This is a genomic window from Clostridioides sp. ES-W-0016-02 (assembly GCF_020641035.1).
Classification (GTDB): Bacteria; Bacillota; Clostridia; order Peptostreptococcales; family Peptostreptococcaceae; genus Clostridioides.
In genome coordinates this window covers 2,705,796-2,730,856 of sequence record NZ_CP061361.1, presented here as the reverse complement: position 1 = coordinate 2,730,856, position 25,061 = coordinate 2,705,796, and the positions used below count along the sequence as shown (strand labels likewise).

Here is a 25,061-nt window from a genome sequence, read left to right as displayed (position 1 = left end):
TGAAATAATCAAAAAATAATTAAATAAATATAGAAAAACACTATATTTCTATTGGATAATATTGTTATTATCTATTTTACAGATAAATACGAATAAACTTATAATATAATTACATATGTAAAATTTTGTATAAAATTTAGATAAAAAAGTATAGGGGGAATAAAAATGAAAGTAGCTTATATTTTTAGTAGTACTAACGCACATAAAATTCTAGACAAAATGATAATACCACAATTAGAACAAGGAACTCATGGAGTAGATGTCCTAGGTATGTTTTTCTTTATGGATAATACCTTATTTTTGTCTAAAGGTAACCCAGTGGGAGAAAGATTAAGTAAATTACATGAAAAGACAGATATGATAATAATGGCTTGTGACCAGTGTGCTATAGAAAGAGGGATAGAGGATAATTTGGTCGATGGAGCTACAATTGGATGTTTCCCAAATTTATATGCTTGTTTAGGTGGTGCAGGTGTAGACCAAGTTATAACATTATAAAATCTTGCGGAATACAATCCATAGAAAAAATTTTTCTGTGGATTATTTTAAGTAAAAGATAAATTGTTTAGAGTAGGGGATGAACAAATGTCTAAAATTTTAGTTGAATTCATAAATACTTGACCATCTTGTGATGAGCATGGAGTGTTTATAAAAAAAATTTCTGAGAAGTATACTGACAAGTTAGAAGTAAAACTTTACCAAGCAGGTAAAGATTTCTCATATGTCAAGAAGTATGGAATCATAACAAAAGGAACCTTAATAATAAACCAAAAAAAGAAGTACGATAGATTAAACAAAGATAACATTGAAAAGGCAATAGTAGAAGCTATAAATAATAGTTAAAAGTTTAAAAATTAGGAGCAGTAAAAATGAATATATTAGAAATTGTTTTAAGTGGAGTGAAAAACACTGTGGTAGCTTCTATAGTTACACTAAATGGAGCATCAGGATGGCTTATGATAAGTTTTATATTGGCAGGAGTTCTTCACAATGTTTTAACACCAAAAAGGTTTCAAAAGCAACTTGGAAATAAGAAGTTTTCTTCTCTGATTAAAAGCACTATTTCAGGAATGTTTTTACCAATTTGTAGTTGTGGCGTAATACCATTGGGCATAAGTATGTACTATTCCGGAGCATACTTAGGGCCAGTACTTGCCTTTATGACATCAACTCCAATAATAAATCCAATAGCTGTAGTTCTTTGTTTAGGTCTTTTGGGACCTAAAATTACAATCATTTATCTTATATCTGGATTTTTAGTACCATTTTTAGTAGGAGTTTTGGGGAATACCTTTGGAAAAGAAGAATTATTTTTGCAAAATGACTCAGATGAAGAAGCTATAGAATTAGAAGAAGAAAAGAGAAGCTTTATAGAAAATATGGTTGATGGGCTTAAATGGTCCTTTGGAGAGTTAGCACTTACTATTAGTAAATATGTAATAATGGGAATGCTTTTTGCGGGATTTATAACAACAATTTTTCCAAATAGTATAATTCAAAAATACTTAGGAAATCCAGGTTTACTATCTCTTGGAAGTATATCAATACTTGCATGTGTTATGTATGTATGTGCTGTAGGACATATTCCATTTATAGCAGCCCTTGTTGCAAGTGGAGCATCTCCTGGGATAGCGATAACATTTTTGATAGCTGGTGCAGCGACAAACTTACCAGAACTTATAAGTATGTGTAAACTTATTGGAAAAAGAACAGTTGTTATATACTCAGTTACACTAACACTCTGTTCAATAATAATAGGTTATATAACCAATTTACTTTTGGCAAACAACAATACTGTGAATTTAGAGACAACAAATTCTTCAATACAATTAGCAAATAAACTAATGTTAAATATACCAGATAGTTTTGAATATATATGCACTATTTTGATTATTTTATTTGCACTTAAAGCAGTAATACCAAAGATGAAAGAGGTCATAGGAAATCATGCTTAAAAAGGTAGTTATAATATCATGTGTAGTAATTGCATTAATAGTCTTATCAAGGGTAGTAGATGATAACCTTAAACAAAATGACTCTATTCCAAATGTAAATCAAGAAACATTAACATATTTCAAGAAAAATCATAAGGAAGATATAATAACCTGTGCTGAAGAAGACTTAAATAATGATGGAAAAAAAGATTTAGTAGTTATATATAAAAAAGGTAATAATTCAAATGAAATGGCAGTGGTAGTTTCTGATGAGGAGAGCCATTATATAACAAAACCAATACCAGCACCTATAGAGAATCAAACTATAACTTTTAAAAATATTGATGAGAAGCTACCAATAGAAGTAATAGTGTCAGGTTCTAAAAATGGCAATGTAGGATACGCTATTTATAGAGTAGAGGGTAAAAAACTTGTCGATTTATTTGGAGAAGATATGGACAAGTGTTGCTAAAAATAAAAATAATACATAAAAGAGGGGAAATTGAAATGAAAGTATCTAAAAAGATTCAAGCATTAATCTTAGTTAGTGCAGTGGGGGCATTTATATTAACTGGATGTAGCAGTAAACCAAAGGAAGAGGATGAAAAATCTGGAAAAGATGATTATGCGATAACAGTAGGGTATTATAATTGTGACCATATGACAGCTGGACCAGTAGCAGAAGCAGCAGGAATATATAAAGATTTAGGTCTTAATGTAAAAACTGTTGGGAATGGTAAAGTTCCTGAAGCCATGGCAGCAGGTAAGATGGATGCTGGTTATATAGGAACAAAGGGTCTAGTAGGAGCTATACCTAAAGGTTCACCAATAACAATAGCAGCAAATAATCACACTGGTGGGTCTGAATATTTAATAGTTTCAAATGATATAAAAGAACCTAAGGATTTAGTGGGCAAAAAAATTGCAACAGATATGAGTGATTTCTTATGGATAAGTGATTATGGTCCAGAAACAGGTTTACCAACTGACCCATCAAAATATGAAGTTGTAAATATGGATTCAGATAAAGATAAATATTTAGCTCTTAAAACTGGAAAGATACAAGCATTTACATCTTGTGACCCTTGGGGTTCTGTAGCTGAAAATGATGGAGTAGGAAAAATAATAGCATCAACTCAATATAAAGAAAAAGCTAATAATAAAGAATATAACTGTTGTTCATTCTCATTAAATAAAAACTTTATAAAAGAGCACCCAGACTTAGCAAAAAAATTGGTTTTAGCTCATACTAAAGCAATAGAATATATATATACAAATCCAGCAGAAGCAGCTAAAATATTTGCAAAATATTATAATGTAGAAGAAGAAGTTGCACTTAGAACTATTTATAAAAAGACAGTTGGAGAAGGTAGAACGCTTACTTGGAAAGTTACAGGAGAAGAATACAAAAACAATTTACAAATGTATAAAGATTTAAAGGCATTAGATGAGATACCTAAGTATGAAGATACAATTGATACAAGCTTATTAGATTCTTGTGGGGCAGACGACTTTGATAAGTTTATAAAAGAAAAAGTTAATCCCAAATTTCCAGAAGGTATGAGTTATGAAGATTGGAAAGCAAAGGTATTATAAATAAATGGAGAGAATAAAAAATATAATAATACTTTTTGTCATTATTTTAGGAAGTATATTTATAATATTTTTTAATTTTGAAGATAAAGAAGAAATAAAAGGAAAATTAAGAATAGGGGTATCTGATGATACCTCTGGTTTTGTAATAAATTATATGATAAACAAAGATTACTTTGAAAGCATAAAAGTAAGTGATGTAATGGAGACTTTTACAATTAATGATTGCTGAGCAAGTACAATGCAATGGGCTCTGAGTTCAGAGGAAATAGATATAGCAATCATATGTAAAGATGCAGCAAAACAGTATATAAATGCAACTAGTGAGTTTGAAATTGTTGGTACAGTAGTTCAAAATTCAGATATATTTTTATTAAAGAAGAACAATCCTCAAAAAATAGGAATAATTCAAAATAGAAATTATCAATCTGAATTAGTAAAAAAATACTATGAAAATATAAAAGTTTCTCCATTATTAGGGACAGCACTAGCATATGGGCTAGAAAGTAATTTAGTAGATGGTGTTGTAATAGACTGTATAAAAGCAATTGGATTAGAAGGCGAAAAAAAATCTACAGCTAAATTAGGTGACTATGATACCTATGTATTAGTTGTGAATAAGGAGTTTGAGAAAAGCAAGTCGTATAGTGATTTTATAAAACTATACAATAAAAGTGTTGATAATTTAAGGAAAGAAACTATATTTAAAAAAGCATTAAAAGAGTATAAGAATATAAGAAATATAGATATGGAGGAAATAAGAAGTTGGAAATTAAAATTTCTAAAGATAGAGGAGATACAATAGCTAAGAAAAAATCTAAAAGTAGTATGGACATTTTATATAAAATAATACTTTTAGTTAGTATATTTTTAGTCTGGCATTTTGCAGCAAAAGATATAGGGAGTTCTTTATTACTCCCAATGCCAGTAGATGTAATAAAAGGTTTCTTTTACTGTGTGACAGATGTAGAGACAGTGACTAATCTGTTTATAACATTGCAAAGAGTGCTTAAAGGATTTATGTATGCATTATTGTTTGGACTTCCAATAGGATTTATTATGGGATTTTCTAAGACTTTTGAAAAGCTTTTATCTCCAGTAGTAGATTCTGTAAGACAAGTTCCTATAATGGCGTGGGTTCCTCTTACAATAGTATGGTTTGGTATAGGGGATGGTCCAACAATATTTTTAATAGCTTTTTCAGGAGTTTTTCCTATAATTTTAAATACTATTCAAGGTGTAAGAGCAATATCAAAGGATTATTATAATGCAGCTAGAAGTATGGGGGCATCGCCAATTGTAATATTTGCAAATGTAATAGTACCAGCATCTCTTCCAGATATATTGACTGGTTCAAGAATTGCCATAAGTACAGGATGGATGTCTGTTATCTGAGCCGAGTTCATAGCTACGAGTGCCGGTCTCGGTTACTCCATGGTACAAGCTCAGACATTGATGCATACAGATGTATTAATTGGGCTTATGATATTTGCAGCTTTAATAGGATTTATAATAGATAGAGTACTAAAATTTATAAATAAAATCCTTTGTAGATGGAGGTTTGCAGATTAATGAAATTAAGTGTGAGAGATATAAATAAAACATTTGTAAATAGCAAAATACATACAAAGGTTTTGGAAGATATAAGTATAGATATAGAAAATGGTCAATTTGTTTGTCTTTTAGGACCCTCAGGATGTGGAAAAACAACTTTACTTACTATAATAGGTGGATTTCAAAAGGCAGAAAGTGGAGATGTCTTTATAAATGATAAAATAGTTAAAAAACCAGGTATAGATAGAGCTTTCATATTTCAAAACTACGCTCTATTTCCTTGGAAGACTATAAGGGGCAATGTTTTATTTCCTATGAAACAGCAGAAAATACCGAAAGAAAAGAGAGAAGAAATGTTGGAAGAGCTTTTGGTTATGTCTGATTTAAAAGGGAAAGAAAATCTGTTTCCTCATCAATTGTCTGGAGGAATGAAACAAAGAGTTGCTATGATAAGAGCTTTAGCATGTAATCCTGAAGTATTATTAATGGATGAACCACTAGGAGCAGTTGATTTTCAAATGAGACAAAACTTACAAGAAGAACTTGAAAGAATATGGACAAAAAAGAAAATAACTGCATTAATGGTAACTCATGATGTTGATGAAGCTGTATATATGAGTGATAGAGTTATAGTAATGTCAAGGGATAAGGGAAGAATTCTTGACGATATAAATATAGACATTCCAAGACCTAGGGCTAGAGGGAGCCAAGAATATGAAGAATATAAGAATAAATTAACTGACATTTTGTCAAAATGTTATGATGTTTAAAGAGGAGTAGAAATGAGTCAAATAGAAAAATACAATAGTTTAAATGACACACAACGAAAGATAAGAATATCTATTATGGATATGATAATAGATAATTGTTCTAGTGTTACACTTAAAGAAGTAATTGAACATATAAGTATAAATTTAAGCTTAGAAAAAGAATATCTAGAAACTACACTGAACCATTTTATTGATAAAAATATAATGGTTGTTGATGGAGATAGCATAAATTTTATATATCCAGTATCAGCATTACCTACTAATCATAAAGTTACATTAAGTGATAATAGAAGCTTCAGTGCAATGTGTGCTATAGATGCAATAGGAACTTCTTGCACATTTAATCAAGATGTAAGAATAAATTCTATTTGTAGTGCCACAGGTAAAGAAATAGAAATATTTATAAAAGATGAAAAAATTGAATATGTAAACAATCCAGATTTAAGAGTGCTTCATATAAACCTTGATAAGCATTCAAATTGGGCAGCAAGTTGCTGAAATGTAATGAATTTCTTCTGGACGAAGAATGATTTTGATGCATGGACAAAAGAAGCTGGATTATCAGATGATGAAGATATATATTGCTTGGACATTAATGAAGCAATAGTAGAATCGTATAAAATATTTAAACTTGAACAAAAAGTATTAGTATAGGAATGTACCTATCAAAAACTAAAAATATCCTTTAGACAAAATATCCATACAATATACACTATTAGTATTTAACATATATATGAGATGGATTTAAATCTAAAGGGATATTTTTAGTTTTTATAGATATTTAGATAGCTTTATTAAGTATATATTTGTTTATAACCTTTGCAACTCCATTTTCATTGTTGGTATCAGTAACATAATCAGCAATTTCTTTTATGCTACTACGTGCATTTCCCATAGCCACACCAAGCCCTGCATATTTTATCATATGTTGGTCATTTTCTTCATCACCAACAGCAATAGCATTTTCTATAGGTATATTTAGATTATTACATAATGTTTGAAGTGCAGTACCCTTATTAGTAGTTTTACCTAAAAATTCTAAATAAAAGGGAGCAGACCTTACTATAGTATATCTATTGAATAAATTCTTAGGAAGTTGTTTTATAATTTCTTCTAATCTTTCTGGTTCATCAACTATCATAACCTTACAGATTTTAATAGATTTATCAATTTTATCTTTATGTATATATTTAACTTCTATATCATTCAATTTAGCTTCATGAAGTGTGTACTTACCAGGAATTTCGTTTGGAGTAACTAAATTTGTCATGGTATTTATGTGTATTTTGGTATTATATTTTTTGCAAACATTGTTGTATATAAAATCAAAGTCGTCTAAAGTCATCTCTACATTATGTATTATTTTTTCACTTTTAACCTCTTGAATCATAGCTCCATTGAAGCATATAACATAATCACCTTCATCTGTTAGATTTAATTGATTTAAAAGTCCTTTGACACCAGGAAGGGGTCTACCTGTTGTTATAACTACTTTAGCTCCAGCTTTCTTTGCTTCTTGAATAGATTCAAATACTTCAGGAGTAACTTTTCTTTTTGTATTTAATATTGTTCCATCAATATCTAGTGCGATTAATTTGTACATATCAACCTCCAGTAATTTATATCCTCAATTTCCTAATGAAAACGTTGACACAACTAGTGTTGAACAAAATTTCAGTAGAAAATTTAATGTGTATATTATTATACCAAGAGATAAGCAATTTAGAAAGTTTAATAGTATTAATTTTTTGATAAAATTATTACTTATATAACATACTTATGTAAAATTGTATCTTTTATGAGTGTATAAAAGTTAACTATAAAAAATGGCATCGTTTGCATTTTGATGTAGAGATAAGCTTATACTATAAAGGTTAATAGTTTTATATGAAAGCTTTATTAAAGTTTGTATAGTAATTAGTTTTATTCTATAAAATATTGTAATTACAATAATCATATGTTATTATTCAACATGATTATAATGTAAATATTACTCAAAATAATAATTTATAAAGTCATAGTAGTATGTAATACATGTAAATAATAGCATGTAATGCATATAAAACTATATTTATAAATAAAGAACAAATTTATAAAGGAGAGTTTTAAATGAAGTTTTCAGAGTTTAAGTATGAAAGACCAAATTATGATAGTATAAAAAAAGAGTTTTTAAAGTGTGTAGAGGAAATAGATAATTCTTGTTGTTATGATGAACAACAAGAAAATATACATAAAATTAATTTTTTGAGAAATAAAATAGAAACGTTGTCAAACATAGCATCTATAAGATACAGTATAAATACTCTTAATAAACTCTATCAAGAGGAAAAAAAATATTGGGACGAATACATGCCTTTATATGAAGAATTAAATTCATATTTTTATAATGTTATAGTAAATTCTAAATTTAAATCTAATTTAAAAAAAGAATTTGGAGAACAATTTTTTACAATAGTGGATTATTCTTTAAAAAGTTTTTCTAAAGAGATAATAAAGGAATTACAAGAAGAAAATAAATTGTGTTCAGAGTATACTAAACTTTTAGCATCTGCACAGATAATGTTTGAAGGAGAAGAGAGAAACTTATCTGGAATGGGAATGTTTATGTGTTCTAAGTCTAGAAAAACAAGGGAATTAGCGAATAAGGCATATTATAATTTCTTTGAAGAAAATGAACCTAAATTTGATGATATATTTGATAAATTAGTTAAACTGAGAGATAAAATAGCAAAAAAACTAGGTTTTAAAAACTTTGTAGAGCTTGGATATATTAGAATGATGAGAAGTAATTACAGAGAAGATAGGATTGAAAATTTTAGAAAACAAGTATTAAAATATATTGTACCACTGGCTGATGAACTTTATGAAAAGCAAGCTAAGAGAACCGGTCTAGAATCTTTGAGTTACATAGATGAAGGCTTAGAATTTTTAACAGGAAATCCAACGTTAAAGGGCAATTCAGAATACATAATTGAAAATGGAAAAAGAATGTATGCTGAATTATCTAAAGAAACTGGTGAATTTTTTAATTTTATGTTAGAAAACGAACTTATGGATTTAGAAACAAAGAAAGGAAAAGGGGCTGGCGGGTACTGTACTTATATACCAGACTACAAGGCGCCATTTATTTTTTCTAACTTTAATCAAACATCTGATGATATAGATGTATTGACACATGAGGCAGGTCATGCATTTCAATTGTATATGTCCAGATGGATTGAAATGCCAGAGATTAATTTTCCTACACTGGATAGTTGCGAAATTCATTCAATGAGTATGGAATTTATAACATGGCCATGGATGGAGTTATTTTTTAAGGAAGACACAGATAAATACAAGTTTACTCATTTATCATCTGCAATTAAATTTATACCTTATGGAGTAGTTGTTGATGAATTTCAGCATTATATTTATAAAAATCCTAATATTGACAAATCAAAAAGAAAAGAAATATGGAGGTTTTTAGAGAAAAAATACTTACCACATAGAAAGTATGATGATAATTCTTTTTTAGAACGAGGTTGCTGGTGGTTTAAACAAGGTCACATATTTAAAAATCCTTTTTACTATATAGATTATGCATTAGCTCAAATTTGTGCATTACAATTTTGGAAAAAAATGATTAAAGACAAAGACTCTGGATGGAATGACTATATAAACATCTGTAAAGTAGGTGGAACAAAGTCATTTTTAGATATTGTAAGTATAGGAAATCTATATTCTCCATTTGACAATGATTGTATAAAATCTGTTATAGGTGATGTGAAATCATGGTTTGATGAAATAAATGACATCAATTTGTAAAAAATTATGAGAAATTTGTTTTCCCAGCTTAAGAATTAAAAACATATATCTTTCTTACAAAAATGATTATGTTTTTAATCAATATGAAATAATAAACCAAAAAAGATTTGTACTTAAAAAAAAAAGAAAATACAGGAAATATGTAATATCAACATTTGGAAAAAAAAGTAAAAATGTATACAAAATACATATAAAAAAACTATTGCAAATTTTATAGAATGTTTATATACTTAAGTCAACAGAGATAGAAAAAAGCTATTTATAAAAATAAAAAGATAAATTGCTAACTTTTCAATTTTCTGAAAATATAATAATCCGGGGGAAGAGTATGGGAGACTGCTTTATAAAAAGCGACCGAAGGGACAAATTTAATCTTACATACCCAGAAGATTAAATGAAATTCTCAGGTAAAGATGACTGTACTTGGACGGGTCTCTGAAAATGATTTTAACAGGGAAGACAAATTGGGAGATTTGTTTTTCCTGTTTTTTATTTATCGAGCAATAAATAAAAATTTGAAAGAGAGTAAAAAAATGATAATAATCACAAATAATCCAAAAGTAAAAGAAGAAGTTCAAGACAGAGAAGTTTTATTTAAAGATACAACTTATATTGGAATCTTAGAAACAAGTAGAGATTTGATACATGAAGGATATGAACTTTTATCTCATCCACTATATGGGAGTGTAAAACCAAATGAGACACCTTATAGAACAGTTATACTAAAACAAGGAAATCGTTTGGATATAAACTCTTTAACCTTAATTGAAGAAGCAATCATAACTGCAAGTAAATTTCAGAATAATAAAAAGACTCCAGCATGGACAGAAAGCGTTCAAGATGACTTTAGAGTAATCGATTATGACATATTTTATAATACAATACAAAGAATGCAGTATGAATAAATGAATTTGTTAAAAAGTTATTAAAATAGCATAAATATTAAATCTGATTTAATATTAAATAAAAATTAAGAAATTTAATTGGGGAGGATAAGTCAAAATGGAAAATGTGTATGACTTAGTAATAATTGGTTCAGGACCAGCAGGGCTTGCAGCAGGTCTTTATGGAGCAAGAGCAAAGTTGAAAACTCTAATCCTAGAAAAAGATAAGACTGGTGGGCAAATTGTAATAACACATGAAATTGCAAATTATCCAGGGTCAGTTCCAAATGCAACAGGACCAAGTCTAATAGCTAGAATGGTTGAGCAATGTAAAGAGTTCGGAGCAGAAATGTTAAGAGACAACATTGTAGATACTGAACTAGATGGAGATATAAAAGTTTTAAAAGGACAAAAGGCAGAATATAGAGCAAAAGCAGTAATAATAGGAACAGGAGCAACACCAAGAAAAATTGGTTGCCCAGGAGAAAAAGAACTTACTGGTAAAGGGGTTTCATATTGTGCAACTTGTGATGCAGATTTCTTTGAAGACTTTGAAGTCTTTGTTGTAGGTGGAGGAGACAGTGCATTAGAGGAAGCAATGTATTTAACTAAGTTTGCTAGAAAAGTAACAATTGTACATAGAAGACAAGGATTTAGATGCGCTAAAAGTGTTGAAGAAAAAGCAAAGGCTAATCCAAAGATAGAGTTTTTACTAGATACAGTAATAGAAGAAATAAAAGGTGATGGAATATTAGAATCAGTTGTATTTAAAAATAAAGTTACTGGAGAAACTCATGAATACTTTGCAGATGAAGAGGATGGAACAATGGGAGTATTTGTTTTCGTTGGATTAGATGCTCAAACTGATTTATTCAAAGGCAAAGTTGATATGGATGAAAAAGGTTACATAATAACTGATGAAGACATGAGAACTAATATACCAGGTGTATTTGCAGCAGGTGATTGCAGATCTAAGACTCTAAGACAGGTTGTAACTGCAACTAACGATGGAGCAATTGCATCTATAGTAGCTGAAAAATATATTGATGAAAAGTTTGAAAACTAAAAAGTTATAAAGTAAAGTTAATGAATAATATTTAAAATATTAAAATAAAATAAAAATTTCAAGGGGGAACATGAAAATGTTAGATTTAGATAAAAGTACTTTTGATGAAGAAGTTTTAAACGCAGAAGGTTTTGTATTTGTTGATTTCTGGAGTGAAGGTTGTGAACCTTGTAAAGCTTTAATGCCAGATGTTCATAAATTAGCTGAAACTTATGGGGATAAAATAAAATTCTGTAAAATGGATACAACAAAAGCTAGAAGATTAGCGATAAAACAAAAAGTATTAGGACTTCCAACTATGGCTATATACAAAGATGGAGAAAAAGTAGACGAAGTTACTAAGGATGATGCTACAATTACTAATATAGAAGATATGATTAAAAAATATCTTTAATACATTGATACAATATTAACAAAAAACAAAGAAAAAATCGATTTAAGTCTAGAAGTAAAATAAAAAGGATTTTTATGTCTTAGTTTGTTAAAAAAATAATTTTGGATAAAATATTTTTTTTACGATAAAGAATTTTTAGTAATAAAACAAATATCAAGACATAAAAACACAATATGAAAACATCTTTAAAATAAGTTAGAAAATATTGATATAACTTTGAGAAAAACTCAAATGCATATATACAAAATTAAATAACAGGAGGTGCAAGTATGCGTCTTGAATTAGGGAAAATCTTTATAAAAGATATTCAATTTGGTGATGTAACAGAAGTGAAAGATGGAGTATTATTCATCAATAAGCAAGAGATGCTACAAGAAATTGGTGGAGATGAGCATATTAAGTCTATAGATATAGAATTAGCTCGTCCAGGTGAAAGCATAAGAATAACACCTGTAAAAGATGTTATTGAGCCAAGAGTAAAAGTTGAAGGTAATGGGGGAATATTCCCAGGTATCATGTCTAAGGTTGACACTGTAGGAGAAGGAAAAACTCATGCTTTAAAAGGTGTAGCTGTTGTAACTACTGGAAAGATAGTAGGTTTCCAAGAAGGTATAGTAGATATGACTGGAGAAGGGGCTAAATACACTCCATTTTCTAAATTAAATAATGTAGTAGTAGTAGCTGAACCTATTGATGGTTTAAAACAATACGCTCATGAGAAAGCTGTTAGAATGATAGGATTCAAAGCAGCAATGTATTTAGGAGAAGCAGCAAGAAATCTTACTCCAGACGAAGTTTCAGTGTATGAAACTAAACCTCTTCTTGAGTCAATAAAAGAGTATCCAGAACTTCCAAAAGTAGGATATGTTTACATGCTTCAAACTCAAGGATTATTACATGACACTTATGTATATGGTGTAGATGCAAAACAAATAGTACCAACTTTATTATATCCAACAGAATTAATGGACGGAGCAATTGTAAGTGGTAACTGTGTTTCTGCATGTGATAAAAATCCAAGTTATGTTCATATAAACAATGGAGTTGTTGAAGACTTATATGCAAGACATGGTAAAGATATAAATTTTGTAGGTGTAATTATAACTAATGAAAATGTTTACCTAGCAGATAAAGAAAGATCTTCAAACTGGACTTCTAAGTTATGTAAATACTTAGGATTAGACGCAGTTATAGTTTCACAAGAAGGTTTTGGAAATCCAGATACTGACCTTATAATGAACTGCAAAAAAATAGAAATGCAAGGTGTAAAAACAGTTATAGTTACAGATGAATATGCTGGACGTGATGGAGGTTCTCAATCACTTGCAGATGCAGATGTAAGAGCAGATGCTGTTGTAACAGGTGGAAATGCTAACCAAGTTGTAGTACTTCCTAAGTTAGATAAGGTAATTGGACACTTAGAAGTAGTAGATGTAATAGCTGGTGGTTCTGATGGAAGTTTAAAAGCTGATGGAACTATTGAAGTTGAAATACAAGCTATAACAGGTGCAACTAATGAAACAGGATTTGGTCATTTAACTGCTAAAGGATATTAAGAGTTATTTCATTAAACGATTTAGTAATATCATGATTGAGTAATATCAATTAAAAAGATTGTAAATAAATCTATCAAAACATAATGAATGTTATGGATATATAAATAATTAGAAATATAATGAGGAGGATTATTATGAGTTTACTTAGTAATAAAAAGGTTCTTATAATAGGTGACCGTGATGGTATACCAGGACCTGCAATAGAAGAATGTGTAAAAACAGTAGAAGGAGCAGAGGTTGTTTTCTCATCTACAGAATGCTTTGTCTGAACAGCTGCTGGGGCTATGGACTTAGAAAATCAAAACAGAGTTAAAGAAGCTGCTGATAAATTCGGAGCTGAAAATGTTGTGATTTTACTAGGTGCTGCTGAAGCCGAAGCTGCAGGTCTTGCAGCCGAAACAGTAACTGCGGGGGATCCAACTTTCGCTGGACCACTTGCTGGAGTTGCTTTAGGATTAAGTGTTTACCATGTTGTAGAGGAACAAATGAAAGAATTATTTGATGAAACTGTATATGAAGATCAAATAAGTATGATGGAAATGGTTTTAGAAGTTGAAGAAATAGCAGAAGAAATGTCTGGTATAAGAGAAGAATTTTGCAAATTTTAATGCCTAAAAGCAAAAGGGGTGAAACTAAGAGATGGGAAAACTAAGAGTAGTGCATTATATTAATCAGTTCTTTGCTGGTATAGGTGGAGAAGAAAAAGCTGATACTAAGCCACATGTGGCAGAAACTTTACCTCCAATAAGTTTACAACTTGATAAATTATTAGGTGAAGATATTGAAGTAGTTGGTACAGTAGTGTGCGGAGACAGTTATTTCAATGAAAATATAGATAGCGCAAGTGAAGAAGTTTTAGCAATGATAAAAGGTTTTGAACCACAACTTTTTATAGCTGGGCCTGCCTTTAATGCTGGTAGATATGGGGTTGCTGCTGGAACAATAACTAAAGTTGTAAAAGATGCTTTAAGTATACCAGCTTTAACAGGTATGTACATTGAAAATCCAGGTGCAGATATGTTCAAAAAGGATGTTTATGTAGTAGAAACTTCTGATTCTGCAGCGGGTATGAGAAAAGCACTTCCTAAGATAGCTAAACTTGCAATAAAACTTGCTAAAGGTGAAGAAATTGGAACTCCTAAAGAAGAAGGATACATAGCTAGAGGAATAAGAGTTAACTACTTCCATGAAGACAGAGGTTCTAAGAGAGCTGTTGACATGTTAATTAAGAAAATAAAAGGCGAGTCATTTGAAACTGAATATCCAATGCCAAATTTTGATAGAGTTGACCCAAGTAATCCTGTAAAAGACTTATCAAAATGCAAAATAGCTTTAGTTACTTCTGGTGGTATAGTTCCTAAAGGAAATCCAGATAGAATAGAATCTTCTTCAGCTTCTAAATATGGAACTTATTCTATAGCAGGAGTTATGGATTTAACAGAAGAAACTTATGAAACTGCACATGGTGGATATGACCCAGTATATGCAAATTTAGATGCAGATAGAGTATTACCTGTTGATGTTCTTAGAGACTTAGAAAAAGAAGGTGTAATAGGAAAATTACATGAAACTTTCTACACAACTGTAGGTAATGGTACATCTGTTGCAAACTCTAAAAAATATGCTTCTGAAATTGGAGCAGCGTTGGTAGCTGATGGTGTAGATGCAGTAATCTTAACTTCTACATGAGGTACTTGTACTCGTTGCGGTGCAACGATGGTAAAAGAAATAGAAAAAACTGGACTTCCAGTAGTTCATATGTGTACAGTAGTACCTATTTCGTTAACAGTAGGGGCTAACAGAATAGTTCCAACTATAGCAATACCTCATCCACTTGGAAATCCAGCACTTGACCCTACAGAAGAAAAAGCCCTAAGAAGAGGCCTTGTAGAAAAAGCATTAAACGCTTTAACTACAGAAGTTGATGGTCAAACAGTATTTGAAAAATAAAAATAACACACACATATATTATATAGATAAAAATATAAACACACACTAAAAATAAAAAATAACTATACACAAAAAAATAATATAGATTTCATGAATGGGTAAATGTGAGTTATTCATTCATGAAATCTTAAAAAATACCAAAATACATAAAAAAAGAATAAAATAAAATATACAATAAAATAAAAATATAATAATTGAAGTCTTTAATGAAATTAAAATTAGGTGTTCATAAAATTTATGGAGGTGCACAAAATGACTTATCCAGTTTTAAAAGGGGCAGGCTATGTACTTATTCATACTCCAGATATGATAGTGCAAAATGGAAGTACTTGTACAGTTGAAAGAGCAACAAATCCAGATTCAGAATTTTTACAAGAAGTAGGTAATCATATAAGAAGTTATGAGGATGTAGTTAACTACATGCCAAATCAAGTTTACATAGGAAACAGAAGACCAGAAGAATTAAGAGATTTGCCAATGCCATGGTGTGAACAAAAAGTTGAGGGAACTAGAAATGGTAAATTTGGTGAAATAATGCCTCAAGATGAGTTTATAGCTTTAATGCAAATAAGTGATGCATTTGACTTAGTAAAGTTATCGCAAGAATTTATTGATGAAGTAAAACCAAAAATCGAAAATAACTACCCTGAAATTGCACCATTTGTAGGAAAATTAAAGGGTGATGATATAGAAGAAGGTAAGGAATTAGTAGCAACACACATAGCAGAAGGATTATACCATGATGGAAAATTCGTTGGCTATGTAAAAAGAGCACATGACGTAGATGTTAACTTAAATGCTCATACAATGTTTGAAAATTTAGTAGTAAAAGCATCTGGAGTTTTATCTGCTATTCAAATGCTAAGACATAGTAAAATAGACCCTGCTGAAATAGATTATGTTATTGAGTGTTCAGAAGAAGCTTGTGGAGATATAAACCAAAGAGGTGGAGGAAACTTTGCTAAATCAATAGCTGAAATAGCTGGACTTCAAAACGCAACTGGTTCTGATACAAGAGGATTTTGTGCAGCACCAACACATGCATTAATTCAAGCTGCAGCTTTAGTAAAATCTGGGATACACAAAAATGTAATGGTAGTAGCAGGTGGAGCAAGTGCTAAACTTGGAATGAATGCTAAAGACCATGTTAAAAAAGGCCTTCCTGTACTTGAAGATGTTGTTGGAGGATTTGCAGTACTTGTATCTGAAAATGATGGTGTAAACCCAGTTATAAGAACTGATTTAACAGGTAAGCATACAGTGGGAACTGGTTCTTCACCTCAAGCAGTTATGACAGCACTTATAACTTCAGGTCTTGATAGAGCTAATTTAAAAATAACAGATGTTGATGTATATTCAGTTGAAATGCAAAATCCAGATATAACTAAGCCAGCAGGAGCAGGAGATGTTCCAGAAGCAAACTACAAAATGATAGGTGCACTTGCTGTTAAGCGTGGAGACTTAGAGAAGAAAGAATTAAAAGATTTTGTGACTAATAAAGGATTACCAGGATGGGCACCAACTCAAGGACATATACCATCAGGAGCTCCTTATATAGGATTTTTAATAGATGATTTAACTACAGGAGATAGAAATAGAGCTATGATAGTTGGAAAAGGTAGTTTATTCTTAGGAAGAATGACTAATTTATTTGATGGAGTATCTTTTATAGCTGAAAGAAATACAGGTGTTACTGAAGAGACTTCAGGAATATCTAAAGATGAAATTAAGAAGATAATAGCTGAATCTATGAAAAAACTAGCATTAGATATGTTAGAAGAATAGGGGTGAGGATATGTCAAAAAAAGTAATCGCAGATGTATTCTTAGAAGTAGCTAATGCAATAGAAAGCGGCGAATTTGGCAAAAAAATAAGAATTGGTGTGACTACACTTGGAAGTGAACATGGTGTAGAGAACATGGTTAATGGTGCACACTTAGCAAAATCTAACTTATTTGATATAGTACTTATTGGTCCAAAAGTGGAAACTGACCTTGAAGTAGTTGAAGTTAATGATGAAAAAGAAATGCATGGAAAAATGGAAGAATTATTAGATTCAGGATATATAGATGCTTGTGTTACTATGCATTATAATTTTCCAATAGGAGTATCTACAGTAGGTAGAGTAATAACTCCAGCAAAAGGAAAAGAAATGATACTTGCAACAACAACAGGAACAAGTGCTACTAATAGAATAGAAGCAATGGTAAGAAATGCTATTTATGGTATTGCTACAGCTAAATCAATGGGAAATAAACATCCAAAAGTTGGAATACTTAATGTTGATGGAGCTAGACAAGTTGAAAAATGTTTAAAAGAGTTAAAAGATAATGGATATGATATAGAATTTGCAGATTCAATTAGAGCAGATGGTGGATGTGTTATGAGAGGTAATGATTTACTTGTAGGTGCACCTGATGTTATGGTTACTGATACATTATCTGGAAATATATTTATGAAAGTATTTTCTTCATATACTACAGGTGGAGACTATGAAGCCCAAGGCTTTGGGTATGGTCCTGGAGTAGGAGAAGACTATGATAGAAGAGTACTTATAGTATCAAGAGCATCAGGTTCTCCAGTAGTAGCTAATGCATTAAAATATGCTTATGATGTTGTAAAAGGAGAAATAAATAATATTGCAAGAAGTGAATTTACAAAAGTTAAAAGTGCAAAATTTGATGATATTATAGCTTCTCTTACTAAAAAAGAAGTTAAAGCTGAAAAAGTAGAAGTTAAAATGCCAGATAAAGAGGTTGTTACTCGTCAAATAGCTGGTGTTGATATAATGGACTTAGAAGATGCAGTATCTGAATTATGGAAAAATGGAATCTATGCTGAAAGTGGTATGGGTTGTACAGGGCCAATAGTTCTTGTAAATGATGCTAAAGGTGATTTAGCTGTTGAAACTTTAATCAAGGCTGGATACACTGCAAAATAAATATAAATTATACATGTAAATGAATAACATATAGTTATAGCCTTCTACGCTATAACTATATGTTATTTTTGTTACTCAACTTATATTATTTTTATTATCAAAGTAAGTATATAAAGATAATTAAATATTTATAACTGATAAAACAGAAATAGGAAGGGTTTTTATCATAGTAATATTTTTTTACTTATTTGTTGTTACTTATACTAAGTAAAAAATTAGTGGAAATGTATAAACAATATTAATAACATATGAAAAAATTTTAGAAATAAAGCATCTATAAGATAAAAAATAACATTATTAGTGATATAATATAACTAAAGCAAAAATTATTTTTTGGAGGCAAAATCATGAGTAAAGTAGAAAAAGTAGTAGAATTGTTAGAAGCTAAAGGACTTGATGCATTATACTTAACAAAAAAAACAAATGTAAATTACATAAGTGGCTTTCCTGATGAAGAAGCATATGCAGTTATTTGTAAAGATGGAAATTTTTTAGTTACTGATAGTAGATATATGGAGCTTGCTGAAAATGTTTGTAAAGGTTTTGAAATTATAAACTGGCATAATTTTGATAGAAGTGTGGCAAAAGCTGTAAAAAGTGTGTGTGATAAAGTATGTATAAAAAAGCTTGGATTTGAAAGCACAAATATAATATTTGATAAATATGAAGAACTTAAAAATTTAGTTGAACAAGATGGAGGGGAATTGATACCTACAGAAAATATTGTAGAGACTCTTAGATATGTAAAGGATGAAGAAGAAATTAAAAATACAAGAAAAGCTTGTGAAATAGCTGATAAAGCATTAGAAGAGTTAGTTCCACATATAAAAGCTGGAGTTACTGAAATAGAATTAGCTACAAAACTAGAATATTTTATGAAAATGAATGGAGCTCAAAATATAGGATTTGAAACTATATTGATATCAGGAGCAAAAACTTCATTGCTTCATGGTAAACCAAGTGACAAGGTTATAGAAAATGGTGACTTTGTACTTGTAGATTATGGAGCTATGTACAATGGATATATTTCTGATACAACTAGAACTTTTATAGTTGGAGAAGCATCTGAAAAACAATTAGAGATTTATAATTTAGTTAAAGAAGCACAAGATGTTGGAGTTGAAAACATGAAGGCTGGTGTACATGCTACAATTCCAGATGCAGAAATAAGAAAAGTTGTTAAGAAATATGAAGATTACTATTATCAAGGGATAGGACATGGGGTTGGAAGAGATGTTCATGAAGAACCTTTTATTGGTAATTATGGTGATAAAACAATAGAAGAAGGATGTATAATAACAATGGAACCAGGTATTTATTTCCCAGGATGGGGAGGAGTTAGAATAGAAGATACTGTTTTAATTACAAAAAATGGACCTGAAAGATTAACTAAATTCCCTAAAAATTTGATGATTTTAGACAAATAATTTAATTTTTATATAATTTTTTACACAAAATAATATTGTAATCTCACCATTAAGCTCTCTCTACATATCTTAGTAAAGAGGGCTTAATTTTATTATGTGAGGTGATAATATCTATGAATAAAAAACATAAGTTTATGAAAAACATAAAAAAAGCCTGGTACAAAATTAAATTGATAGATAGATGTCTTATAATTGTTATGGCAATACTCATGTTTGAATCTATATACACATTGTTTGTCAATGAAGTTAACTCACAAGATACTACTACTATTGATGTAGTGATAAGAACTACTTCAGCAGCAATATTTGGATACTTTTTAAGTGCTAATTTTATAAGTAGAACTTCAAGAAAAGTTACAAATACTGATGCATATTCAAATATTTTTATAGATGATAATTCTTCTAATAACGGTCAAGTACCAAGTCAAAATAATATAATGAATGTGAAAAATACTATTGGATTTGAGTTAGAAAGTGACAATTATCAAAATAATGATAAAAAAGTGACTGTTAATAATGATGAAGAGATTGAAAAAGGAGAAACTAGTGAATTGCAAATTGTTATAGCTACTGTGATTTGTATAGTAGCATTAATAGTACTTTTTATTGTAAGAAATTTTACAACACCAGCAACAGCATCTATAGGAACTATTTCACAGATGAGAGATTTTGTCTCTGGATGCGTGGGTTTCTTGCTAGGTTGTCCAAGTAAACCCAATTAAAAATATGAGTATTAAAATAGGTAAAATTAATATTAAAGGTATCAGTATAATAATATTTAAGTTATGAATGTATATCATTGTAATTCTTTTGAGATAATATATTTTATTGTTATACTGATACTCAAAAATATTTATAATATTTATCAAAATATATATAATGCTGTATTTACATAATATGTAGAAATATTAATTTATATGAATAGAAGCCATATATTCAATAAAAAGTTTCATACTATGAGATATATATTGATGTTTTCTCCAAAGAACACCAATATTGGCAGTAATTGCACGTTCTAAAGGAATTGAACAGAGATTTTCGGTATTCTGGAATATTTCTTTATATAGTATCGTTGAAGCTAAATCATTTTCTAATAAATAACGAATAGTAGAAAGTTGATTTGAGTGTAAAATTATATTTGGTTTAACCTTCTCAAGTCTTTTTGTAATAATTTTGTAGTGATAAGAACCTTCAGATAGTATGACAAAAGGAATATTTTTCAACATATAGTTTGAAATAATGGACTGTTTTGCTAATTCATTTTTAGGATTTGTAACTAAATATAATTCTGTTTTATATATTGTTTTTGAATCTATATCATCATAAATATCACTATCAATTATACCAATGCAAAAATCAAGTGTAGATTCTTCAATCATTTTGGCACCCACAAAGGTTGGGACTTCAAAAATTTTAAGCTCAATATCTGGATAAATTACATTAAATCTAGGTAGTATTTTTGAAAGTAAAAAAGTACCTAAAACTGTAGGAATTCCTATTTTTAGAGATGCTTTTCTTTTTTTTCCTAAATCTAGTGCATCACTTTGAAAATCCTCAAATTGTCTCGTGAAATTTATTGCCTTATCTAAGAAAATCTTACCTTCAGGAGTTAAATCTATTTTATTACCTATTCTAAAAAAAAGTTCAAAACCGAGTTCCTTTTCTAATTCTTTAATAGCTAAGGTTATAGATGGTTGAGAAATATGAATACTTTCTGCTGCTTTAGTCATGTTTTTATATTTACAAACAGTTTGGAAATAATATAGATAATTTATGTTCATTGGTTAATAGTTCCTTTCATTTATGTAATTAGTGACAAGTATATAATTAACAACAATATAAGTTTTGTATATTATTGTAGAAAAATAGAATAGTTTTAAACTATCATATCATAAGTTTTTGATATTTTCAATCTATTAAGAATAGTGCTATTATTAAATTAACAAAAGATAATAGCTGACATAATTTAGGTAACAACTATTTAAAACCTAGTTATATCAATGAATATTAAAAATTTAACTATCTAAAAATAATTAGTATTTATGTAATTTAACTGTTAACTAAATTGTAACATAAAAAACTAATGTTAGAGGGATGAAATTTTTTTAATTAGAAATGTTAATTTAATAACAAAATATAATTTTGCAAAGTTTGCAAAGAGGGGAGAGATATATTTTTTAATAAATATCGTTAATTTAATAACAAAATATGAAAGGGAGTGGTTTGGTGAAATTTGAGTTAATGGATTTTTTAATGAACCCTTTTGTCCTTATGTTCGCTGCTGTAATTACAGGAATATTATTTGGAAAAATTAAATTTGGGAAGTTTAATTTTGGAGTGTCAGGAGCGTTATTTACAGGATTATTTATTGGATGGCTTGTGTATAGCTTAGGAAATTCAGTAATAGCAAAAGGAGAGACAGCAGCAGGGTATAAGGCAGCAACTATCATGATGGGCAATGGAATTATTTCTTCTGATTTCTTTGATTTTTTTCTAATTATATTTGTTGCAGCAGTTGGTTTATTGGCTGCTAAGGATATGAAAGCTGTACTTAAGAAGTATGGAGCTAGATTTGTAGTTTTAGGAGTGCTTATAACTTTTATAGGAGGCTCTATGACTTATGCAATGACTTTGCTATCAAGTAATAAAGGAAGTAGTGCATATGAGGTTTCTGGTGTTTATACAGGAGCACTAACAAGTTCTCCTGGTCTAGCTGCTGCTCTAGAAACAGCTGGTAAACATGCAGAAGATGTATCAAAAGAGTTTGAGAAAGCATCAATAAAAGATAAAAAAGAAATATTAAAAGTAGTTGATCCAGAGGGAAAATTGGATGTAGCTACAACTACATCACTAACTCAAGAGCAAATAGATAAGTATATCGCATATGCTGAAGCAGGTGTTGGTATAGGGCATGCAGTTGCCTATCCTTTTGGAGTATTAATAGTGATTTTAGGAGTAAATTTCCTTCCTAAAATATTTAGAATGGACCTTAGAGAAGAAAGAAGAAAATATGAAAAAGAAATGAAAGAAGCTAGAGATAGTGTTGGTGGTAAAACGATACCAGAAGTTCCATTTAATATAATAACATTTTTCTTAACATGTCTTGCTGGATATTTAGTTGGAGGAATACACGTGTTCATGGGACCATTAGGATACTTTACATTAGGGGCAACTGGTGGTTCTTTAATTGTATCTCTAATACTTGGATATATAGGTAAGATAGGTATAGTAAATTTCAGAATGGAAGAAAAAGTATTAAATATTCTAAAACAAATAGGTCTAGTATTTTTCTTAGCAATAGTTGGATTAAGATATGGTGGTAAAGTTGTTGATTCAATTATGACATCTGGGATGCATCTAGCTTTAGTAGCTATAGTAGTAGGAATTACAGCTATGATGATTGGATTTTTAGTTGGTAAGTATGTATTCAAACTAAATTGGATTTTGTTATCTGGAGCTGTCTGTGGTGGTATGACATCAACACCAGGTCTTGGAGCTGCTGTTGATGCTCTTGATAGTGATGACCCAGCAGCGGGGTATGGTGCTACCTATCCATTTGCACTGTTAACTAAAGTTATATTGGTTATAGTTTTACACAAACTTCCAATGTAAATAAGATTTTATATGGGGGGATATTTATGAATAATGAAGGAGTATTTGAAGAATTAAGCGAAAGATTAAGAAATAAAAAGTTATGTGATTTAATTATGAATGCAGATGAAGCTGCTAAACTTATAAATAATGGGATGGTTGTTGGACTTAGTGGATTCACACCTTCAGGTTACCCAAAAGCAGTACCATTAGCGGTTTCAGAAAGGGTAAAAAGTGGAGAGAAGATAAAATTGACTGTATATTCAGGAGCATCTTTAGGACCAGAAGTAGATGGAGCATGGGCAGAAGCAGGAATAATTGAAAGAAGACTTCCTTATCAAACTAATTCAATACTTAGAAACAGTATTAATAAAGGTGATGTTAATTATATAGATATGCATCTAAGTCATTCTACTCAATTTTTAAACTATAAAACTATACCTAAAGTGGATGTAGCGATAATAGAAGCACTTGCCATAACTGAAAATGGAGATATTGTACCAACTAGTGGGATAGGAAATTCACCATCTTTTGTAAAAAGTGCAGACAAAGTAATTGTTGAAATAAATCTGGCAAAACCAATGGAGATGGAAGGTATGGCAGATATATATATTACAGAAAATCCGCCAAACAGGAAACCAATAGAAATAAATCATCCTAAAGATAGAATCGGAACGACATATATACCTTGTGGTTTAGATAAGATTGCAGGAATAGTAATCACTAATATGCAAGATAAAACACGTCCATTGGGTGTTGTAGATGAAGCTTCAAAAAAAATATCAAATAATATTATTGCATTTCTTAGAGAAGAAGTAAAATCAGGTAGATTGTCAAAAAATTTACTTCCTCTTCAATCTGGTGTAGGAAGTGTAGCAAATGCAGTTTTATATGGACTATGTGAATCTGAATTTGAGAATTTAACTTGTTATACAGAGGTTGTGCAGGACTCTATGTTGGACTTAATAAGAATGGGTAAAGTTACAATGGCATCAACTACATCTGTAAGCCCATCACCAGAAGGATTAATAAAATTTGAAAATGATATAGATTTCTTTAAAGATAAGATTATATTGAGACCTCAAGAGATTAGTAACAACCCAGAAATAGCTAGAAGAATTGGTGTAATTGCAATGAATACTGCAATTGAGGTTGATATTTATGGAAATGTAAACTCAACTCATATCATGGGTTCAAAGATGATGAATGGAATCGGTGGTTCTGGTGATTTTGCTAGAAATGGAGCCATAACTATATTTAGTACTGAATCAATTGCAAAAAATGGTGATATATCATCAATAGTACCTATGGTATCTCATGTAGACCACACTGAACATGATGTAATGGTAATTGTAACAGAACAAGGATATGCTGATTTAAGAGGTCTTGCACCTAGAGAAAGAGCTATTAAGATAATAGAAAATTGTGTTCATCCAGATTATAAAGATCAACTTATGGATTACCTAAATAGAGCATGTCAAAATGGAGCAAAACAAACTCCTCATATATTAGACGAAGCTTTATCATGGCATAGTAAATTTATGAGTACAGGTACAATGAAGAAGTCAGAAACTTTTGAAAGTGCACTATAAAAATA

At 29.9% G+C, this 25,061-nt stretch carries 24 protein-coding genes and 1 riboswitch; of the genes, 22 read left to right on the top strand and 2 right to left on the bottom strand.

The features are described from left to right. The first annotated feature begins 165 nt into the window (after window positions 1-165). The 9 genes from saoD (at window position 166) to saoL (ending at window position 6,505) form a co-directional block, all read left to right on the top strand. On the top strand, window positions 166-498 hold the full coding sequence (saoD, locus tag IC758_RS13015) for a DsrE-related protein SaoD (protein WP_227830721.1): 333 nt from the start codon (window positions 166-168) through the stop codon (window positions 496-498). Between the two features lie 87 nt (window positions 499-585). Beyond that, the gene (gene saoT / locus IC758_RS13010) at window positions 586-843 is read left to right on the top strand and encodes a thioredoxin-like (seleno)protein SaoT (protein WP_255613171.1); all 258 of its coding nucleotides are present in this window, start codon (window positions 586-588) and stop codon (window positions 841-843) included. A gap of 26 nt (window positions 844-869) precedes the next feature. Beyond that, complete coding sequence (saoE, locus tag IC758_RS13005; RefSeq protein ID WP_227482810.1) at window positions 870-1,955, top strand: efflux transporter SaoE; 1,086 nt, start codon at window positions 870-872, stop codon at window positions 1,953-1,955. Beyond that, window positions 1,948-2,406: a Cys-Cys-COOH (seleno)protein SaoC gene (gene saoC, locus IC758_RS13000; RefSeq protein ID WP_227860514.1), complete on the top strand. Its 459-nt coding sequence runs from the start codon at window positions 1,948-1,950 to the stop codon at window positions 2,404-2,406. The genes saoE and saoC overlap by 8 nt, the downstream gene beginning before the upstream one ends. Window positions 2,407-2,441: 35 nt before the next feature. Next, complete coding sequence (gene saoX / locus IC758_RS12995; protein ID WP_227860513.1) at window positions 2,442-3,530, top strand: ABC transporter substrate-binding subunit SaoX; 1,089 nt, start codon at window positions 2,442-2,444, stop codon at window positions 3,528-3,530. A gap of 4 nt (window positions 3,531-3,534) precedes the next feature. Then, entirely contained in the window at window positions 3,535-4,332 is a 798-nt protein-coding gene (gene saoB / locus IC758_RS12985) for an ABC transporter substrate-binding (seleno)protein SaoB (protein WP_255612854.1), read from the top strand. After that, window positions 4,293-5,099, top strand: coding sequence for an ABC transporter permease subunit SaoP (gene saoP, locus IC758_RS12980; RefSeq protein ID WP_255606496.1), 807 nt, complete (start codon window positions 4,293-4,295; stop codon window positions 5,097-5,099). Before saoB ends, saoP begins: the two co-directional genes overlap by 40 nt. Continuing rightward, on the top strand, window positions 5,099-5,851 hold the full coding sequence (gene saoA, locus IC758_RS12975) for an ABC transporter ATP-binding protein SaoA (RefSeq protein WP_227482806.1): 753 nt from the start codon (window positions 5,099-5,101) through the stop codon (window positions 5,849-5,851). The genes saoP and saoA overlap by 1 nt, the downstream gene beginning before the upstream one ends. Window positions 5,852-5,863: 12 nt before the next feature. Further along, window positions 5,864-6,505, top strand: a complete 642-nt coding sequence (saoL, locus tag IC758_RS12970; protein WP_255606497.1) for a MerB-like organometallic lyase SaoL — start codon at window positions 5,864-5,866, stop codon at window positions 6,503-6,505. Between the two features lie 127 nt (window positions 6,506-6,632). Here the strand turns inward: saoL and yidA are convergent, their stop codons facing one another. After that, entirely contained in the window at window positions 6,633-7,454 is an 822-nt protein-coding gene (gene yidA, locus IC758_RS12960; RefSeq protein ID WP_227432677.1) for a sugar-phosphatase, read from the bottom strand. A 506-nt stretch (window positions 7,455-7,960) separates the two neighbouring features. Between yidA and IC758_RS12955 the strand changes: the two genes are divergently transcribed. The 11 genes from IC758_RS12955 (at window position 7,961) to IC758_RS12905 (ending at window position 20,595) form a co-directional block, all read left to right on the top strand. Further along, window positions 7,961-9,655, top strand: a complete 1,695-nt coding sequence (locus IC758_RS12955) for a M3 family oligoendopeptidase (protein ID WP_227432678.1) — start codon at window positions 7,961-7,963, stop codon at window positions 9,653-9,655. Between the two features lie 319 nt (window positions 9,656-9,974). Further along, window positions 9,975-10,085, top strand: a riboswitch (glycine riboswitch). Window positions 10,086-10,188: 103 nt separating this feature from the next. After that, entirely contained in the window at window positions 10,189-10,560 is a 372-nt protein-coding gene (locus IC758_RS12950) for a GrdX family protein (RefSeq protein ID WP_227432679.1), read from the top strand. Between the two features lie 97 nt (window positions 10,561-10,657). After that, complete coding sequence (trxB, locus tag IC758_RS12945) at window positions 10,658-11,605, top strand: thioredoxin-disulfide reductase (RefSeq protein WP_227432680.1); 948 nt, start codon at window positions 10,658-10,660, stop codon at window positions 11,603-11,605. A 76-nt stretch (window positions 11,606-11,681) separates the two neighbouring features. Then, window positions 11,682-11,999: a thioredoxin TrxA gene (trxA, locus tag IC758_RS12940; protein WP_227432681.1), complete on the top strand. Its 318-nt coding sequence runs from the start codon at window positions 11,682-11,684 to the stop codon at window positions 11,997-11,999. A 269-nt stretch (window positions 12,000-12,268) separates the two neighbouring features. After that, the gene (locus IC758_RS12935; protein WP_227482802.1) at window positions 12,269-13,555 is read left to right on the top strand and encodes a glycine/sarcosine/betaine reductase component B subunit; all 1,287 of its coding nucleotides are present in this window, start codon (window positions 12,269-12,271) and stop codon (window positions 13,553-13,555) included. A 134-nt stretch (window positions 13,556-13,689) separates the two neighbouring features. Then, window positions 13,690-14,163 carry a glycine/sarcosine/betaine reductase complex selenoprotein A gene (gene grdA / locus IC758_RS12930; RefSeq protein WP_227432683.1) on the top strand — a complete coding sequence of 158 codons (474 nt, stop codon included), beginning with the start codon at window positions 13,690-13,692 and terminating at the stop codon, window positions 14,161-14,163. A 31-nt stretch (window positions 14,164-14,194) separates the two neighbouring features. After that, a complete protein-coding gene (grdB, locus tag IC758_RS12925; protein ID WP_227432684.1) occupies window positions 14,195-15,505 on the top strand; it encodes a glycine reductase complex selenoprotein B in 1,311 nt (436 codons plus the stop codon). Between the two features lie 252 nt (window positions 15,506-15,757). Beyond that, entirely contained in the window at window positions 15,758-17,290 is a 1,533-nt protein-coding gene (gene grdC / locus IC758_RS12920) for a glycine/sarcosine/betaine reductase complex component C subunit beta (RefSeq protein WP_227432685.1), read from the top strand. Window positions 17,291-17,300: 10 nt separating this feature from the next. Continuing rightward, window positions 17,301-18,446, top strand: a complete 1,146-nt coding sequence (grdD, locus tag IC758_RS12915) for a glycine/sarcosine/betaine reductase complex component C subunit alpha (protein ID WP_227824134.1) — start codon at window positions 17,301-17,303, stop codon at window positions 18,444-18,446. A gap of 347 nt (window positions 18,447-18,793) precedes the next feature. Further along, entirely contained in the window at window positions 18,794-19,873 is a 1,080-nt protein-coding gene (locus IC758_RS12910) for a M24 family metallopeptidase (RefSeq protein ID WP_227824133.1), read from the top strand. A gap of 113 nt (window positions 19,874-19,986) precedes the next feature. Continuing rightward, window positions 19,987-20,595 (top strand): hypothetical protein, encoded by a 609-nt coding sequence (locus IC758_RS12905; protein ID WP_227432688.1) that lies wholly within the window; start codon window positions 19,987-19,989, stop codon window positions 20,593-20,595. Between the two features lie 186 nt (window positions 20,596-20,781). Here IC758_RS12905 and IC758_RS12900 read toward each other — a convergent pair whose 3' ends face one another. Next, window positions 20,782-21,654, bottom strand: a complete 873-nt coding sequence (locus IC758_RS12900; protein ID WP_227432689.1) for a LysR family transcriptional regulator — start codon at window positions 21,652-21,654, stop codon at window positions 20,782-20,784. A 427-nt stretch (window positions 21,655-22,081) separates the two neighbouring features. On the opposite strand from IC758_RS12900, the gene IC758_RS12895 reads away from it, so the two are divergent. Together IC758_RS12895 and IC758_RS12890 are read left to right on the top strand one after the other, a co-directional pair. After that, window positions 22,082-23,485, top strand: a complete 1,404-nt coding sequence (locus IC758_RS12895; protein WP_227482798.1) for a hypothetical protein — start codon at window positions 22,082-22,084, stop codon at window positions 23,483-23,485. A 26-nt stretch (window positions 23,486-23,511) separates the two neighbouring features. Continuing rightward, window positions 23,512-25,056, top strand: a complete 1,545-nt coding sequence (locus tag IC758_RS12890) for an acetyl-CoA hydrolase/transferase family protein (RefSeq protein ID WP_227482797.1) — start codon at window positions 23,512-23,514, stop codon at window positions 25,054-25,056. The last annotated feature ends 5 nt before the right edge of the window (window positions 25,057-25,061 follow it).

Coding starts and splice junctions, on each gene's coding strand:
- saoD (WP_227830721.1), top strand. CDS start 166: ATGAAAGTAGCTTATATTTTTAGTAGTACTAACGCACATAAAATTCTA.
- saoE (WP_227482810.1), top strand. CDS start 870: ATGAATATATTAGAAATTGTTTTAAGTGGAGTGAAAAACACTGTGGTA.
- saoC (WP_227860514.1), top strand. CDS start 1,948: ATGCTTAAAAAGGTAGTTATAATATCATGTGTAGTAATTGCATTAATA.
- saoX (WP_227860513.1), top strand. CDS start 2,442: ATGAAAGTATCTAAAAAGATTCAAGCATTAATCTTAGTTAGTGCAGTG.
- saoA (WP_227482806.1), top strand. CDS start 5,099: ATGAAATTAAGTGTGAGAGATATAAATAAAACATTTGTAAATAGCAAA.
- yidA (WP_227432677.1), bottom strand. CDS start 7,454: ATGTACAAATTAATCGCACTAGATATTGATGGAACAATATTAAATACA.
- IC758_RS12955 (WP_227432678.1), top strand. CDS start 7,961: ATGAAGTTTTCAGAGTTTAAGTATGAAAGACCAAATTATGATAGTATA.
- IC758_RS12950 (WP_227432679.1), top strand. CDS start 10,189: ATGATAATAATCACAAATAATCCAAAAGTAAAAGAAGAAGTTCAAGAC.
- trxB (WP_227432680.1), top strand. CDS start 10,658: ATGGAAAATGTGTATGACTTAGTAATAATTGGTTCAGGACCAGCAGGG.
- trxA (WP_227432681.1), top strand. CDS start 11,682: ATGTTAGATTTAGATAAAAGTACTTTTGATGAAGAAGTTTTAAACGCA.
- IC758_RS12935 (WP_227482802.1), top strand. CDS start 12,269: ATGCGTCTTGAATTAGGGAAAATCTTTATAAAAGATATTCAATTTGGT.
- grdC (WP_227432685.1), top strand. CDS start 15,758: ATGACTTATCCAGTTTTAAAAGGGGCAGGCTATGTACTTATTCATACT.
- grdD (WP_227824134.1), top strand. CDS start 17,301: ATGTCAAAAAAAGTAATCGCAGATGTATTCTTAGAAGTAGCTAATGCA.
- IC758_RS12910 (WP_227824133.1), top strand. CDS start 18,794: ATGAGTAAAGTAGAAAAAGTAGTAGAATTGTTAGAAGCTAAAGGACTT.
- IC758_RS12905 (WP_227432688.1), top strand. CDS start 19,987: ATGAATAAAAAACATAAGTTTATGAAAAACATAAAAAAAGCCTGGTAC.
- IC758_RS12900 (WP_227432689.1), bottom strand. CDS start 21,654: ATGAACATAAATTATCTATATTATTTCCAAACTGTTTGTAAATATAAA.
- IC758_RS12895 (WP_227482798.1), top strand. CDS start 22,082: ATGAAAGGGAGTGGTTTGGTGAAATTTGAGTTAATGGATTTTTTAATG.
- IC758_RS12890 (WP_227482797.1), top strand. CDS start 23,512: ATGAATAATGAAGGAGTATTTGAAGAATTAAGCGAAAGATTAAGAAAT.